The 14,747-nt window shown below is 37.9% G+C and carries 28 protein-coding genes; 22 read left to right on the top strand and 6 right to left on the bottom strand.

The features are described 5' to 3' along the window. Positions 1-83: 83 nt before the first annotated feature. The 5 genes from AC2JF7_RS08660 to AC2JF7_RS08680 all read right to left on the bottom strand — a co-directional run bounded on the left by AC2JF7_RS08660 (position 84) and on the right by AC2JF7_RS08680 (position 3,144). Positions 84-1,208, bottom strand: a complete 1,125-nt coding sequence (locus tag AC2JF7_RS08660) for a site-specific integrase (protein ID WP_500728297.1) — start codon at positions 1,206-1,208, stop codon at positions 84-86. A gap of 114 nt (positions 1,209-1,322) precedes the next feature. Beyond that, a complete protein-coding gene (locus AC2JF7_RS08665) occupies positions 1,323-1,682 on the bottom strand; it encodes a hypothetical protein (protein ID WP_500728298.1) in 360 nt (119 codons plus the stop codon). A gap of 19 nt (positions 1,683-1,701) precedes the next feature. Then, complete coding sequence (locus tag AC2JF7_RS08670) at positions 1,702-2,307, bottom strand: hypothetical protein (RefSeq protein ID WP_500728299.1); 606 nt, start codon at positions 2,305-2,307, stop codon at positions 1,702-1,704. Between the two features lie 59 nt (positions 2,308-2,366). Beyond that, positions 2,367-2,774: a hypothetical protein gene (locus tag AC2JF7_RS08675; RefSeq protein ID WP_500728300.1), complete on the bottom strand. Its 408-nt coding sequence runs from the start codon at positions 2,772-2,774 to the stop codon at positions 2,367-2,369. Further along, entirely contained in the window at positions 2,758-3,144 is a 387-nt protein-coding gene (locus tag AC2JF7_RS08680; protein ID WP_500728301.1) for a helix-turn-helix domain-containing protein, read from the bottom strand. The genes AC2JF7_RS08675 and AC2JF7_RS08680 overlap by 17 nt, the downstream gene beginning before the upstream one ends. Before the next feature lie 218 nt (positions 3,145-3,362). Between AC2JF7_RS08680 and AC2JF7_RS08685 the strand changes: the two genes are divergently transcribed. The 5 genes from AC2JF7_RS08685 (at position 3,363) to AC2JF7_RS08705 (ending at position 5,147) form a co-directional block, all read left to right on the top strand. Further along, entirely contained in the window at positions 3,363-3,566 is a 204-nt protein-coding gene (locus AC2JF7_RS08685; RefSeq protein WP_500728302.1) for a helix-turn-helix domain-containing protein, read from the top strand. Between the two features lie 3 nt (positions 3,567-3,569). Next, on the top strand, positions 3,570-4,337 hold the full coding sequence (locus AC2JF7_RS08690) for a phage antirepressor (protein WP_500728303.1): 768 nt from the start codon (positions 3,570-3,572) through the stop codon (positions 4,335-4,337). Between the two features lie 17 nt (positions 4,338-4,354). Then, the gene (locus AC2JF7_RS08695) at positions 4,355-4,576 is read left to right on the top strand and encodes a Thoeris anti-defense Tad2 family protein (protein WP_500728304.1); all 222 of its coding nucleotides are present in this window, start codon (positions 4,355-4,357) and stop codon (positions 4,574-4,576) included. A gap of 130 nt (positions 4,577-4,706) precedes the next feature. After that, positions 4,707-4,796, top strand: a complete 90-nt coding sequence (locus AC2JF7_RS08700) for a hypothetical protein (protein ID WP_500728305.1) — start codon at positions 4,707-4,709, stop codon at positions 4,794-4,796. Positions 4,797-4,808: 12 nt separating this feature from the next. Continuing rightward, positions 4,809-5,147 (top strand): hypothetical protein, encoded by a 339-nt coding sequence (locus AC2JF7_RS08705; RefSeq protein WP_500728306.1) that lies wholly within the window; start codon positions 4,809-4,811, stop codon positions 5,145-5,147. Here the strand turns inward: AC2JF7_RS08705 and AC2JF7_RS08710 are convergent. Further along, the gene (locus tag AC2JF7_RS08710) at positions 5,079-5,741 is read right to left on the bottom strand and encodes a hypothetical protein (protein ID WP_500728307.1); all 663 of its coding nucleotides are present in this window, start codon (positions 5,739-5,741) and stop codon (positions 5,079-5,081) included. The genes AC2JF7_RS08705 and AC2JF7_RS08710 overlap by 69 nt on opposite strands. A gap of 53 nt (positions 5,742-5,794) precedes the next feature. Here AC2JF7_RS08710 and AC2JF7_RS08715 point away from each other — a divergent pair, with 53 nt between their 5' ends. From AC2JF7_RS08715 to AC2JF7_RS08795, 17 genes are all read left to right on the top strand, one after another. Further along, positions 5,795-5,989 carry a hypothetical protein gene (locus AC2JF7_RS08715; RefSeq protein WP_500728308.1) on the top strand — a complete coding sequence of 65 codons (195 nt, stop codon included), beginning with the start codon at positions 5,795-5,797 and terminating at the stop codon, positions 5,987-5,989. Next, positions 5,967-6,209, top strand: coding sequence for a hypothetical protein (locus tag AC2JF7_RS08720; RefSeq protein WP_500728309.1), 243 nt, complete (start codon positions 5,967-5,969; stop codon positions 6,207-6,209). Before AC2JF7_RS08715 ends, AC2JF7_RS08720 begins: the two co-directional genes overlap by 23 nt. 15 nt (positions 6,210-6,224) lie before the next feature. Continuing rightward, positions 6,225-6,539, top strand: a complete 315-nt coding sequence (locus tag AC2JF7_RS08725; protein ID WP_500728310.1) for a hypothetical protein — start codon at positions 6,225-6,227, stop codon at positions 6,537-6,539. A gap of 212 nt (positions 6,540-6,751) precedes the next feature. Then, on the top strand, positions 6,752-7,111 hold the full coding sequence (locus tag AC2JF7_RS08730) for a hypothetical protein (protein ID WP_500728311.1): 360 nt from the start codon (positions 6,752-6,754) through the stop codon (positions 7,109-7,111). Continuing rightward, on the top strand, positions 7,098-7,370 hold the full coding sequence (locus AC2JF7_RS08735; protein WP_500728312.1) for a hypothetical protein: 273 nt from the start codon (positions 7,098-7,100) through the stop codon (positions 7,368-7,370). Before AC2JF7_RS08730 ends, AC2JF7_RS08735 begins: the two co-directional genes overlap by 14 nt. After that, positions 7,354-7,884, top strand: a complete 531-nt coding sequence (locus AC2JF7_RS08740; RefSeq protein ID WP_500728313.1) for a helix-turn-helix domain-containing protein — start codon at positions 7,354-7,356, stop codon at positions 7,882-7,884. The genes AC2JF7_RS08735 and AC2JF7_RS08740 overlap by 17 nt, the downstream gene beginning before the upstream one ends. Next, positions 7,884-8,426 carry a helix-turn-helix domain-containing protein gene (locus AC2JF7_RS08745; RefSeq protein WP_500728314.1) on the top strand — a complete coding sequence of 181 codons (543 nt, stop codon included), beginning with the start codon at positions 7,884-7,886 and terminating at the stop codon, positions 8,424-8,426. The genes AC2JF7_RS08740 and AC2JF7_RS08745 overlap by 1 nt, the downstream gene beginning before the upstream one ends. Continuing rightward, positions 8,426-9,811: a DEAD/DEAH box helicase family protein gene (locus AC2JF7_RS08750; protein ID WP_500728315.1), complete on the top strand. Its 1,386-nt coding sequence runs from the start codon at positions 8,426-8,428 to the stop codon at positions 9,809-9,811. The genes AC2JF7_RS08745 and AC2JF7_RS08750 overlap by 1 nt, the downstream gene beginning before the upstream one ends. Beyond that, complete coding sequence (locus AC2JF7_RS08755; protein ID WP_500728316.1) at positions 9,808-9,963, top strand: hypothetical protein; 156 nt, start codon at positions 9,808-9,810, stop codon at positions 9,961-9,963. The genes AC2JF7_RS08750 and AC2JF7_RS08755 overlap by 4 nt, the downstream gene beginning before the upstream one ends. 2 nt (positions 9,964-9,965) lie before the next feature. Next, positions 9,966-10,694: an AAA family ATPase gene (locus tag AC2JF7_RS08760; RefSeq protein WP_500728317.1), complete on the top strand. Its 729-nt coding sequence runs from the start codon at positions 9,966-9,968 to the stop codon at positions 10,692-10,694. Between the two features lie 2 nt (positions 10,695-10,696). Then, positions 10,697-11,266 (top strand): single-stranded DNA-binding protein, encoded by a 570-nt coding sequence (locus AC2JF7_RS08765; RefSeq protein ID WP_500728318.1) that lies wholly within the window; start codon positions 10,697-10,699, stop codon positions 11,264-11,266. 3 nt (positions 11,267-11,269) lie between these two features. After that, positions 11,270-12,064, top strand: coding sequence for a bifunctional DNA primase/polymerase (locus tag AC2JF7_RS08770; protein ID WP_500728319.1), 795 nt, complete (start codon positions 11,270-11,272; stop codon positions 12,062-12,064). Beyond that, positions 12,057-13,352: a VapE domain-containing protein gene (locus AC2JF7_RS08775; protein ID WP_500728320.1), complete on the top strand. Its 1,296-nt coding sequence runs from the start codon at positions 12,057-12,059 to the stop codon at positions 13,350-13,352. Before AC2JF7_RS08770 ends, AC2JF7_RS08775 begins: the two co-directional genes overlap by 8 nt. Before the next feature lie 267 nt (positions 13,353-13,619). Next, entirely contained in the window at positions 13,620-13,859 is a 240-nt protein-coding gene (locus tag AC2JF7_RS08780) for a hypothetical protein (RefSeq protein ID WP_500728321.1), read from the top strand. A 2-nt stretch (positions 13,860-13,861) separates the two neighbouring features. Beyond that, a complete protein-coding gene (locus AC2JF7_RS08785) occupies positions 13,862-14,122 on the top strand; it encodes a hypothetical protein (protein WP_500728322.1) in 261 nt (86 codons plus the stop codon). Positions 14,123-14,314: 192 nt separating this feature from the next. Beyond that, on the top strand, positions 14,315-14,479 hold the full coding sequence (locus AC2JF7_RS08790; protein ID WP_500728323.1) for a hypothetical protein: 165 nt from the start codon (positions 14,315-14,317) through the stop codon (positions 14,477-14,479). Positions 14,480-14,482: 3 nt separating this feature from the next. Further along, positions 14,483-14,698, top strand: a complete 216-nt coding sequence (locus AC2JF7_RS08795; RefSeq protein ID WP_500728324.1) for a hypothetical protein — start codon at positions 14,483-14,485, stop codon at positions 14,696-14,698. The last annotated feature ends 49 nt before the right edge of the window (positions 14,699-14,747 follow it).

Consider the following 14,747-nt stretch of genomic DNA (forward strand, 5'->3'; position numbering starts at 1 on the left):
CAGACTAAACTATCATACAACCAAATAAGGTTATAAAAAAGCGCGTGAACTCAATGATTTGAGCTTAGGCGCTTTTTTATTTTTTATAATTGTGTTCCTGATGTGTTCCTACTGTCAAATAATTCATCAAGCTTATCTATAGTGTTCTGGTCAGTCTCTTTCTTCTTCTCTTTGATCATATAGGCATAAGTTGAAAGGGTAACATTGAGATTCTTATGCCCAAGACGCTCACTTATCGCATAAATATCAACATTTTGATATAGAAGAATAGCAACATGACAATGTCTAAGCGAGTGAAAAGTGAATCCTGGTTTTTCCAATCCAACTTTTTTTAACATTTTTTTAAGCGCAACATTTGTGCAATAAATTGTGGGAGGAATATGATATTTGGGACCCTCAAAAATATAGTCGGCATGATTAACTTTTAGTTCATTTAAAATATCTAGCAGCTGTTGCGTAACTTTTATCGTACGGTAAGAAGACTCGTTCTTAGTGGGTGCTAAGACATGTCTTTTTTCATCGTAGTTGTGATGTATATCAATGGTTTGATTACTATAGTTGATGTTATGCCATTTGAGTGCTTTAATCTCACTGATTCTGGCCCCCGTTAATATTGCAGTAATTATCATATACGTAATTGTTGATTTTGGAGATCTGACTTCCAAAGCTTTATTAAAAAGCTTCTTTGTTTCAGAAATTGATAAAAATTCAACCTTATTTTTTCTGGTGTTAGAATCGTTTCCAGCAATTTTTGACCCAAACGTAAAATCATTAGAGACCAATCCGTCTGCAATAGCATATCTTACGCAGGCTCGATAAACTTGCAAAAAGCCCCTGATTGTTGCGGTGCTGAGGTGCTTACTAAACCCATTTAGAAATTGTTGCCACTGGACGCGATTTATATCTTTAATTTTTCTATTTCCCCAAAATTTTTTCAAATATTTATAAGCAGATTTGTATCGATCTTTACTTCCTGGTCGCAGAGAGCCTTCACGATAAGTTTTATACCAATTCCAAAAATACTCTGCAAAAACTGGATTTTGGTCGATTACCAAACCAGAATTGTGTTTCACTCTTATCTCTGACATCCAATTGGCTGCTTCTGCTTTGGTTTTAAAGCCATCTTTGGTCTTACTGTGCTTTTTGCCTTGGACATCCTTCCACCAAAAGCGAGCTTGCCAAGTTTTACCGCGTTTTGTAATTGCCATATTTAATTTACCTCATTTTTTTGCTAAAATAGGGTAGACAAAAAGCTTTTGTCTACATTGACTAGCCTTTAAGAAAAGTTTTCCAGACGTGTTCTTAAGGGCTTTTTGTTTTACTTATTTAATTAATTTATACCAGCCTTTAGGAGTAGGGCACTGCCAGAAATATTTTCCACCACGTTTGAAATAACCGTTAGCCCAGCCTTTATGGGTTACAATCCATTCATAACTTGCGCAATCTTGAATGTGTACAATTGTGCCTTTTTTTAAAGTTTTAGATCCAACTGAGTGATTGTACATCATGGGATGCTCAATTTTCATTTTGTAAATTTTTACAGGCTTAATTACTTTGACTTTTCTCGGTCTGTAATAATATTCTTTCCAGTACTTTGCTGAAGTGTTTTGTTGAGTTAGACCTAACGAAAAAATTAAGCCTAAGACTACTAGTACACCAATAACTAATGATTTTTTCTTCATAATAAACCTCTGCATATTACTATTTGTCGGTTAATTCCAATGTAGAACCATTCCATACTGCAATTGGAGCGTCATCCTCATCAGTAATTTGTGGTTCTCTAACTTTGGCACCGGTCATCTCTTTTTGAGCGCGAACCTTATTACTAAACTGAATCGCAATTCTGTTCAAATCTTCTTTATCAGCATTAGCGGTTTCGTCATTTAGAACAAGGACTGGCATGTTTTCTTCGTTTATTTTTACCTTGCCAAAGTCGTTATTATCGTCTGCCCACTGATTTAAGATTTTAAGCATCTGCTTTTTCTTTTTAGCATTAGCGTTGCTGTGACGAGTGGTATGAATAGCAGCGTTGCTGGTATCGCTTGAGTCACTTGGTGTGGTAGCAATACCTATGAATAGTGTGATTATAACAACAGCTATTGAGGTAATTAGCTTTTGTTTTCTCGAAAGAGAATCAGGTTTAATTTGGTCGGGATGCTTTTTGCGATGCAAAATATTGTATCCAAAAACAACTGTTAGTACACATGCTATATAGAAATGATGTAGACCTATTGCAAAGAAAGCTAAATATGCTAATATCCAGTTCCAAAAGCCGACTGGTACTATTGGCTTGTATTTGTCATTCAAACTTAATACCTCCAAAATATTGCCTTAGGTTTAATGTCACTGGCGTGGTGGACAGAAAATTAGAATAACAAATCATTATTGTCTCTAAATAGTTCATAGGTGGCATCTTTCATTCTATATGGAATATTGAATTGTTCCATAAAAATACCTGGCTCATCAAAAGAATACAGCTGCTTGCCTGCATAATCATAGATTAATTTGAGTGAATACAGGTCTGCTTTACTCTCAACTGATGTATTTAAATTTCTATAATAAAAAACACCTTTGTCGCCATTGGCAAAATGTCCTATTTCATGACCAATTATAAAAGGAACCTCAGTCTGATGCTGCCAACTAAGATTAATGATCATCTTATTTTTGCTAGTAAATGAAACTGAAGGAAAGTCGGGCTTAAGATCGCTTTGTAAAGTATAAGAAATTCCACGGTCAAACGCATAATTCAAAAGATAACTAATCAAATCGTCCATTTTTGCGGCCCTTCTTGAAATCAGACTCCATCAGATTTTTTATTACATCGAGATATTCTTCGGGTACAGGCTGCCCACGGTATGAAAACATATTATCCACATCTGATATATCTATAGCATGTTTATCTTTTGGAGTAGAAGGTGCAGGGTCGTCGGTATTGCCAAGCAAGTAGTCGGTAGAAATATTAAAATAATTTGCTACTTTTGAAATTTTATCAATTGAAGGATTAGAAAATTTCCATGTTGAAATTATTCCATTTGAAAATTGCAGTGAACGTTCAAGTTCAGCAAGACTGATTTTATGTTGGCTTGCTAACTCTCGTATTCGACTATATATAGGTGAAATTGCACGCTTTTCCTTATTATTCATTCTATCCTCCGAAAATATTTTGCGTTTTATTATTGACTCAGAATATAATCGGTGATAATATTTAAGTGTGCTTAGGGATGCACGAAAATATTTAGTTTTAAATACCGGAATCGTTGTTCTGAGCCTTATTTGTTACGCTCTAATAATAGAATAAATTCGGCGAAGTGTCAATAATGCACGTGTATTTTCTTAGAAAATTTTAGAAGGGAGGCGATGATGTGTCACTATATACAGCAGTAAAAGCTGTTGCTGATAAAAACGATAAGTCAATTTATCGAATTGAAAAAGACTTACATTTATCAAATGGCTTGATTAGTAAATGGAATAAAAGTGTTCCAAGAGCAGATTTATTGCAAGAAGTTGCAGATTATTTGGGAGTAACAACACAGTATCTATTTAGTTTAGCTAGAAAGGAAGTTTAACAAATGAGTGACATTCAAATATTCAATTTTGAAAACGAAAAAGTCAGAACACTGACAATCGACAATGAGCCATATTTCATAGGTAAAGATGTAGCTGAAATTCTGGGCTATACGAAAAAGGCGGATGCGATTAGAAAGCACGTTGATGAAGAAGACAAAGGGGTCTTCAAAATGGAGACCCCTGGAGGAACTCAAGCGACAGTAGTAATCAACGAGTCAGGATTATACAGCTTAATCATGAGTAGCAAGCTTCCGAGAGCTAAAGAGTTTAAACATTGGGTTACCAGTGAAGTGCTACCAGCCATCAGACAACATGGAGCTTATATGACTGATCAGAAAGCTTTTGATGTAACTACTAGAAATGGCTTAGCCGAATTATTGCAACAAGCTGCTGATCAATTGAGAGAAAAAGACAAGCAAATAACTGAGATGAAACCTAAAGCAATTTTTGCTGATGCAGTATCAACAAGTAGTTCGACAATCTTGATTGGTCAGCTAGCTAAGATATTGCGTGGCAATGGCGTAAATATCGGTCAGAATCGCTTGTTCGCTTGGCTGCGTGAAAATGGTTATCTAATAAAAAAGCGTGGTCGACTCTGGAATACACCCACACAAACAGCTATTGATAAAGGCTACTTCAAAGTCAGAGAAAGGACTTCAGGGAATGCTGACGGTAGTGTTCGTACCACACTCACCACTATGGTTACTGGTGAAGGGCAAAAGTATTTCATCAATAAGTTATTGAGTACTGAGCAGTTAACCATCGTTTAGGAATGGAGGAATAGACAATGAACATCAGAGATGCAGCTTTAGAAGCACAAAAAACAGGCCGAGGAATTACACGGAGAAGCAATGGCAAAAGGACAAGTTTTTATATTGGTACTAATACATCACAATGCTTTTTGATAGTTCTTCCAGATGAGCCAGGAGAAGTTATACAAAAGGTTATACCAAGATGGGAGCCAAATTTAGATGACATTACAGCGACAGATTGGCAAGTGTATGGATAAAAGAGGTTCATCAGATGAATATAAGAGATGCGGCTTTAGAAGCACAAAAAACAGGTCGAGGCATCGCTCGTATGAGTGATGGAACCAGCCTGCAATCCTTGTTGGTACTAATACAGCAAACTGTTTTCTGATGCTTGGTACCGATGACAAAACGACAATTCCTAGATGGGAACCAAATCTAGATGACATCACAGCTGATGATTGGTATGTGACTGGTTAGGAAGTGAGTGAAGTGGAAGAAAAAATTACTTGGGAAAATGTTGATGGATTGTCAGATGAACAAAAAGCTGTAGTTGATAACTTGGAAGAGGGGGAAACAATAGCTGGGCTAACTAAAGATGAGTTTAAAGATAGTTATGTCTATGTGAGTGGATTCAATCCTAATTTGAGTTTTTACGAAATATTCAGAAATGGTAGGGAATTTAATCACATTCCCTTAATTGACAAAGAAAGAGAAAAATTGGTAAAGACGCAACGCAGGAATGAGCTAATCATGAATACTCTAATTACTATTGGCGTTATTGGATTTATTGGAACGATCGTTTGTATATTGCTCAATTGCTTTGTTTAGAGTGCTTGTGATTACACCAATTTTTTTATGCAGAATATGTTCGTCAACTGATTGAACAGTTAAATCGAAGTCATAATTTTTATACGGTGATTTGATAGTTAACTTATAAGTTCTGTTTTTCTCATTAGATTTGTCAACCAGAAAAGCAATAGAAGTTCTAAAAACATCGTAACCACTCATTCTATACGGAAAAGTCGCTTTTGGGCTTTCTATGACAGAAATTTTAGTGTCCCTCATGTCTCCGATGGAATTAGTCATAGAAATATTAACTATCGGTTGTGCAAATTTTAAATAGTGATCAGCTAATGCGTCACCTTTGTAAATATCAATAATTGAAATTGGAATAGATTTCTTATTAATAATCAAGAGTGACATTACTATAACGTCACAATAGCTGACAAGTGCTTCAGTATTATGACTAGAATCTTTGAGGATTAGCTTATCACCATGAATCCAATAAGAGTCATATATGTCATCGATCCTACAGTCTATCTTTGGCTTTTTTAAAAAGTAATCAAAAATAGACACCCCAAGCGCAGCTGCAGAAAGAATAATAGGGAAAGCAATTTTAAAGTATTCAATAAAATGATTCATGTTGACTCCTTAATATATTTAACAAATTAATTTTAACAGAAAGGAAATAAATAATGGACGAACTAAAAAATGTTAGCTCTGAAGATTTAATTCAAGAGCTAACTCACAGAAATGTACTTGAGAAAATTGAAGTAGGCTTATACGGGCACTTTGACTTGACTCCTAAGTATGGAACAAAAGCCAAATATGACGGAGTTTACCTATTACATAAAGGAGAACAAGCAAATGGACAAAGATTGGTTGATTAATCAAATACAAGAAGAGGCTGAAAGAGCTTTTGAAAGCAAATGGGAGGAACAAATCGATGATGATAACGCAAGATTAGCTTTTAAAAAAGTCCAAAACACCAGCGCTTGGAAGCAATTTAAAGAAGACATGATTGAAGTATATAAAAAACAAATTAAAAAAAACATCTTAGACAAGTTGCAAGGACTAGATGAGTTGATCAGAGAAGCTGGTGAAGTTTGAGAAAGGAGCTAAGCAATGGCAAAGCTAACTGTAGAGATACCGGAAGATGCTAGTCAACTAATTGCCAAAGCAGTAGTCAAGGCGATTATTGGAGAAATTCAAGACCAACTAGATGCTAAAACAATCGGTATTGATGAATTTAGAATTAAATATTGTCGTGGCAAGGCTAGAGCATGGGTTGACCGCTTTATTATCAAGAAATATAAACCTGATTGGTGCCCAAATCCCAATCCTGGTCCTGGACACAAAGTTTGGATCTATGAGTATCCTGCAGCTCGATGGATGAAGAAGCATAAGAGAGAGATAGATTGGGATGAAAAGTATGCTTGAAAGGATACTAGCGAAATGGGAATATTTTTTAAACGCATATACGGACGTAAGACTGAAGACGAAAACGTCAAGGATTGCATTATTGCTAGCAGTAATTGCATTTCTAGCATTGATGATCTATGTCCTAAGTATGCCAGAGTTTCTGCCAGGAACATAAAAAAGCCCGACGGCAATCGGACTTAGTAAATTAAACATCTAAGGAGAATTATAGCATGGAAGCTAAAGAAGGAAAAGAACGTCAGTGGGCTATTAGAGCTATCCGTGACGATGAAGATATGAAAGAGCTAGCCAAAGAAGAGCCGGATGCAATTTTATTGCACGACACAGGCAATTCAATTATTGATACCAAATATTGGAATGAAATTGATAACGGCTACAGAGATATTAATTCCTACTTAAAAGGATTTTTGAAGTTTTGTGGAAATTCAATCGATAGACTAGTCGAAATTTTGCAAATTGATAAAGCTGACTTTATTGACCTCTTCGTAGATGGCGATGAAAGCGATGCAAAAGAACTGATTATAGAGTTTTTTGATGGAGCGAGGTTAGGTGATATTTATGATGCAGAGTGACTTTGTCGAATGGCAAGATGAAACACTAAAATCAATCGAATTATGGACGATACGACTTAAAAATGAATCCCTGAAGCAGAAGACTTACGGGCAGGCAATTAGCTTCCTAAAGAAGAACCGGCCTGGGATGCCAGGATCATACCATGCACGGTCGACAGAGCAATTCCAAAACGTTGTTCGGTCAATGTTTGACGAAGCTGAACAACAGATTTGGGACGAGTTGAAAAAGAAAGAGATTGAACATGAAAAACAGGATTAAAGAGCTTAGAAATCAGAGAGAATTAACTCTTGATGATATAGAAGCAAAGACTGGTATTAAACGTGGTACGTACAGTAATTATGAAAATAATAAGACTGAACCCAAGATAGAAACCTGGCAAAAGCTAGCTGATTTCTTCAACGTTTCCGTCCCTTACCTTCAGGGCTTTCCTGAAGAAGTGGACAAGGAACTAATCAGGGATATTGCCAAAACGGCGTTGTACCTTTGCATACCAACGGTAGATTTTGAGATTAACGGTAAAGAGCTAGATGATGAAGAAAAGCCCGCTTATATCGCAACGCTGATAATTAGATTGCTGAGAGAACTTGGCTTTGACGGTTTTCAGGATTTCAATGAAAGTATGGAAAAAGCTGCTTCTGCTTTAGATGAAGATGCAAGAAGAATGTTTATTGGCTTGATGGACGTGCTTTACGAAAAGATAGACAAAGACAACATAGTGGACGATACCGAACAAATCATCGAAGCATATCGACAGATTGGAAGTGATCAGTAATGCAGAACAGGATTAGGGAATTAAGGAAAAGTCAGCAATTATCACAAGATCAGGCTTTGCAAGGCTTTAACGAATATCTTGAAAGAAAAAATGTCAAGCCTATAACAAAAGCCACATTATCAAGATGGGAAAACGCGGTAAACAGTCCCACAAAAGCTATGTGGGAAAACTTAGCTGACTATTTTAAAGTATCGGCATCCTATTTAAAAGGAGTGCCTGATAAGGAATTTATTTATAAAACACTAAAATCAACTATGATGATAGCCTTTGGAGACATTAATCTAAAAATAAAAGAAATAGATTTAGATTCTGAAGAACTTAGATATTGTATTATTATGTGCAATTTAATGAATATAGCAAAAGAATTAAACTTTGTGCCTCAAAAGGCTCTTGAAGAAGTGAACGAGAAAATCAAAAGATTAGATGGAAATACCAGTCTTTCAGAAAAAGCCTTGGAAACTATCTTGGAAGACATAAAGAACAATATGGATATTGTTAGACAATTGACCGATCTATGTAACGAGTCTTATTTAAAAATCTAATGTACCAGCTAAGACCATATCAGCTAGATTTAATTAGCCGAATAACTAGGTCAATGCAGACTGGCCACCATCATATTATTGTACAGTCACCACCAAGGACTGGTAAGACGGTAATCATGGCAGAAATTGCCCGTAGGACGACTTCTAAAGGCAACCGGGTAATGTTTATCATCCACCGTAAAGAGGTCTTAGCCCAAGCGAGAGACACCTTTAAGGAGCAGGGCGTTAAGTCTGAATTAGCGACCATGGGCATGGTGCAAACATTGACTAGACGAGTGGATAAGCTACCTGAACCGCAGCTAATCTTGATTGATGAGGGACACCACGCACTAGCGAAAAGCTATCAGAAGATACTGAATAAGTTCAGCAACGCCTATGTATTATTTTTTACTGCTACACCGCGCAGGACTGGTAGAAAACAGCTTGATCAGGTGGCTGATGACATAATCATTGGCCAGTCGATTAAGGACTTAACCAAACAGGGGTTCCTGGCTCCGTTCAGGTACTTCCAACCGCCAAACGATTTTAACGACCAACTTTTAAAGCGCAGTTCGACGGGAGATTACACCAATCAGTCAATGGACGACGCGATGAGTTCGAAAATCTATGGTCACATCGTTAAGCAGTACCAGCGAATAGCACCAGGAATGCAGGCTGTGGTTTACACCTATTCGATTGAGTCGGCGGTAAAGGTGGCAGAAGAATTTAACGCAGCCGGAATTACTGCTAAAGAAGTGGATGGCAAGACACCACCTACTGTCAGGGATGCAATAGTAGCTGATTTTAAAAATCAGCAGCTAAAAATCCTGGTTAACGTCAACCTATTTACTGAAGGCGTGGACCTGCCGAATGTCGACTGTGTAATCATGGCCCGACCTACTGCATCACTATCTTTGTATCTGCAATTCTCAATGCGATGTTTGAACCCCCGACCTGGTAAGACAGCAATCATCATTGACCACGCTAACAACGTGAGAAAATTCGGCTATCCCGATGATGACCGAGATTGGAAACAAGCCGTGGTCAGTGGGACGAAAGGTGTGGACCAGACTAGCACCGAAAAAGGCATGTCAATCATTACTTGCGACTACTGCTTTGCAGTAGTGAAGACAAGCGAGGTTAAGGACGGTAAGTGTCCGTTATGTGGCAAGCCAATCAAGGTGCACGAAGCTAAGAAGGTCCAGGACGTTGACTTGGTTGAGGCTAAAAATCGACAGAAGTTAATAAAAGAAATAGTAAAAAGCGACCTATTAAAAAAGGTCGCTACTAAGAAATTAAGCGAATTAAAGTCGCCAGACGAATTAAAAGCTTATGCGAAACTGCATGGGTACAAGACAGGCTGGGTGTACTTTCAGCTTAAACAGAGAGGAATGATTAAGAGATGAAAGAACCTACATTCTTAAACCATGTGGCAGTGAAGATTGCAGTGGCCACAATGGAGGGCGATTACGAAGAAGTATTGCGCCAAAGAAATATTTTAGATTGGTTTATCAGCAGACTGATCTTTGAAGCAGAACTAGAGAGAGGGCGTATTTAACAATGATTGTATTACCAAAACCAGAACAGCTGAAGCCTAAGGCGCAGCCACACAACTTTTTCATTTGGGGAGCACCAATGAGTGGCAAGAGCTACTTTGCTAGCTACTTCCCCAATCCTATTGTGTTAAACACAGACGGAAACAGCGAGCAGGGAACCGCACCATCATTCCAAATTAGGAATTTAAGAGATGGTAAGGGCCAGCCTAAACAGTTAGCTACTAAGCAGCTAGATGAAATTATCCTGGCTTTACAGAACGAGAACGAACAGCGCAAGCCCGAAGAGCAGTTCAGAACGATTGTAGTTGACGTGATTGACGATATTATCGTCATGCTTGAGCAGGCAATCTGCTGGGACAACGGCGTGAAGTCACTGGGCGATATTGCTTACGGAAAAGGCTACGCGTTATTCAACACCGCATTACAGCAGTTAGTCATGGACCTTAAAGCCTTACCGATGAACGTAATCTATATCAGTCGAGAGTTAGCAATTACTGATGATACCACCGGCGTGACGACTTACCACCCTTCGCTTAAGACTAAATACTACAACGTAATCAACGGAAACTGTGATGTGGAGATTAGGACTAAGAAGGTTGGTGACGGTGCTAACGCGTCGTACTTCCGAGAGGTCAAAGGATTGCGAACACAATACGACCCGAAAAATATTACAGACAAACGAATTTTACAGTTATTAAAGACATGTAACGGAATTTTTAAGGAGACTAAATAATTATGAGTTTAATGGATGCAATGAATGAACTAAAGAAAAACAATTTTGACCCAAACAGTGGTAAAGGATTTAATCCGTATGAAAAGATCCCAGATGGTGAATATTTAATGACTTTTGATGGCGCCACACACAATGCCAAAGGCGACAGGGACTTTCTAATGCTTAGCTTTACCGTAGTACAGGGCGATTACGAAGGACGTAAAGAGTCACTCTTCCCGTCACTGGCACAGATCATGGCAAACGGTAAACCGATGCCAGACTCAGTAATTGCCAAGAATATAGCTACAATTCAAACAATTGGCGCAATGCTCAATAATCCCATTGAGAACAAATGTTTTGATTTCGAAAACGAAACAGACGCCTATGATGCCCTGGCTGAAGCTTTTCAACCGGCTCGGGGGAAGCTGCTTAAGATGACAATTTCTACAGCACCAAACAAGAAGAACCCAAAGTTTCCTTATCGCAATTATGAATTTGAAAAAGCAGAGCAGCCTAAAGTTGCCGATGCTAAGGATCCGTTTGCAAACACAGGCGAAGCAGTAGAAGTTGACGACAGCGACTTGCCGTTTTAAAAAATGGAATTAACAAACTTAGTTAATTACGCAGTTAGCTATGCCGAGCATGGCTTCTCCGTGATACCGATTGGTTCTGACAAAAGGCCCCTGATTAAGTTTGCGAATAAACCACCCTTGACTCCTGATGAAGTCAGACAGGTCTGGAAGAAATATCCACTAGCTAATATTGCACTTAAAACTGATAAGTTTTTCGTGATTGATGTGGACCGTCACGGAGAAGTTGATGGTATGGAGTCAATTAAAAAGCTAGGACACGATGAGTGGTTTAAAGGGACATTAACCGAACGTACAGCTCACAACGGCTTTCACTTCTTTTTTCAAAAACCAAAGAATGAAACGATTGCTCAGAATATCGGTTTCCTACCAGGGGTCGACCTAAAGGCCCACGAGAACAATTACGTGGTCGTGGCACCCAGCCGACTGCATGACAGGTGCTATCGGTGGCTTAACCATTTCCCGATGCAGCAGGCGCCGGCAGGATTGCTTGAGCTAATCCGTGAAAAGGCTAAGCCGGAAAAGCGAACAATTCTAAGCTACAAGCCGACTACTAAAACGCAGACAACTGAGCTATTTGAAAAAATAGCGAACGGTTTGGGTGACTCAGGCAGCCGCAATAACACTTTAACTAGTTTGATAGGTGGCTTACTTTTTCGGGGTGTTGATCCGGAGGCAGTGGCTAAACTGGCAGTAATCGCAAACAACAACACGACTGATAGCTTACCTTTTTCAGAGGTTGAGCGAACAGTAAATTCAATGATTGAAAAAGAGCTAAGAAGGAGGGGGATTGATGAGTGATGATATTATCCATCTTAATCAGAAAAACGCTGAGAAATTGCGTAGCACTACGATTGAGCTTGAGCGACAAATCAGTGGTGCTGTAAAAACAAATAGTGTTAAGAATGTCGTCATGATTTTGCTTCATGACCCCAAACTCAAAGGACTTTTTCGACTTAACGAATTTACAACTGATGTAGATGTAGTCAGAGATGCAAAAATTGAAATCAAGAATATTGGCACAGTCGTGATTGCCAAGGGGCAATACACGGACCAGGTCACTAATTCGATTCAGCTGTATATTGAGTCGCAGAGTGCTTATGGCAATCCCAGTTTTAAGAACATGATTATTGAGCAGGCAGTCGACAACATCGCCTACATGAACGCCTACAATCCAGTAGTTGAGTATATGGATAACGCTTATAAGCGTTGGGATAAGAAACGCCGTTTAGATAAATTTTTCCCTGAGTTTCTTGGGGCGGTAAAAGACGAAACCACTACCTTAATTACACGAATATTTTTTATGAGCGCGGTCGCAAAGGTTTACGATCCTAACACTAAAGTTGATTATGTAACTGATTTAGTAGGTGGTCAGGGAGTTGGTAAGACCTCAATCCTTAAAAATATTGCGCCAATGGGACTGTACACGGACCAATTCAATACCTTTACGAAAAAGGACGATTTCGACGTAATGCGCAATGCTCTGATAGTGAACGATGATGAAATGATGGCGAGCAATGACGCAAGTTTTGAAGAAATCAAGAAATTCATCACAATGCAGGACTTTGAATATCGCAAGCCATACGGTCACAAGCCAATCCATTTCAAGAAGAAATTCATAATTACTAGGACAACTAATGAGGTCAGGCACTTAAAGGACCGTTCAGGTGACCGGCGTTTTCTATCAATCTATGCGAGACCAGAATATCAGACTAAAAATCCTGTGACTGATTTAACGCCGGAGCTAGTGGAGCAATATTGGGGCGAAGCAGTATGGTTGTTTAAAAACGCTAAAGATCCGTTCAGGTTTACACCGAAGCAGGAGGAGCTGCTGAAAGCTAATCGAGAGCAGTTCCGCTATACGTCAGGTCTTGAGGATAACTTAATGGATGTGCTTGATAATAAATTTAAGGATAGAGATTTTATCCCTAATAAAGAATTGTCAGTAGCATTGTTTCAGGATCCGAATGCTTTGTCGAAGAATAATAAGCAGACACGGGACGTGCGGTATTACATGGAGCATTTAGGGTTTAACACTAGTGGTCGTAAGAAGATAGAGGGCAAAACCGTTCGCGGCTTTGCTAAATAAAGGTGACAGTAGGTGACAGTAAGGTGACGGTTACTGTCACCGCTGAAACCGTTGGGAGAGTAAGTAAGAAGTAGATAGGTGACAGTATGACAGTATATTCTAGTAAAACTTTTTTAATTATTATATATAGCTCTCTATATAACTAAATAAAAGTTTTTTGCGATTTTACTGTCACCAATAAATTTATGATACTTAATCCATTGGGAGAGTAAGGATTAGCTAGGTGACGGTTACTGTCACCTAAGTGTCACCTTGGAGGTTAAATTTATGGAATTGATTAAAAAAGACGCAATTAGATTTGTTGATTCGGAAAATGGAAATACCTATGAAAAGCTATTGGAAAATGTTTGGTATGCAAGCAAAAAAACATATTCTGATAGCATTGAATACTATTTAATGACAAAAGATGACAATGAATACGAAATTGATAAAGAAACTTATGACTATGTAGAAGCGTATCTAATTAAGATGATTGAGAAAAATCAGTTAATTGAAGAGGAGAAATAGCAATGGCAGGTAAAGTATTAAGATTCGATGGATCAATCGACAGCTTTAAAACAAAAAATAATACAGTAACAATTCAGCTTAATACGAAGACAGATAAGATTTCATTGGATAAGCTTCAGGAAATATCAAACGATAAAGTGACTATTTTCTTAGAATCGACGCAAGAAGAGTTAATTGAAGATGATACTGACGACGATTCTGCAGGTATGACCTTGTTTGCAATTGATTCTGAAAACAATAAGTTAACTCAACTTACTGAATAAATTATAAGAGGTTAAATTTAATGACTAAATTTTTATATTTTCTGGTCGACACGATAGCGGCTGTGACAGCTATTTGGATTTTTAATAAAAAAAGATAATAGAAACATCAAGAACTGCAGAAGTATTATTTATTGCAGCTAACTCTAAATCGAAGGATTAACAATTGAAATTAATTAAAAAGGAGAGTTAAAAATGGAAGATTATGTTGAATGCGAATGCTGCAAGCGAAAGCTACGAGGAAAAATGCGCGTATTAGTAACGCCATTAGATGAATATTATTGCAGCGGAGAGTGTTTACTCAAAAAACTAGACCCTGATGAGTATACTGCTGAAAAAATCGTAAACGGTTGGGTGTAGCTGATGAAAGATAAACTAAAAGAAAAAATCCCTATGGTTATAGGAGTACTAGCGATTGCTCCGTTCATTCTTGCGGTAGTATTTTTTCTTGTACTGTTTGTAGTACTAGTAATACAAAAGTTATGGACATGTAGTCCTATACTAGGAATACTAGGTATTATCTATATATTTATAGTTATATTGGCTGTTGCATTTGATGTTTTAGGCAAATATGAATAATCATTTTTTAAGGAGCATATTTTATGGCACGAGCAGTATGGCGTAAAGA

The organism is Lactobacillus sp. XV31L, assembly GCF_059900865.1.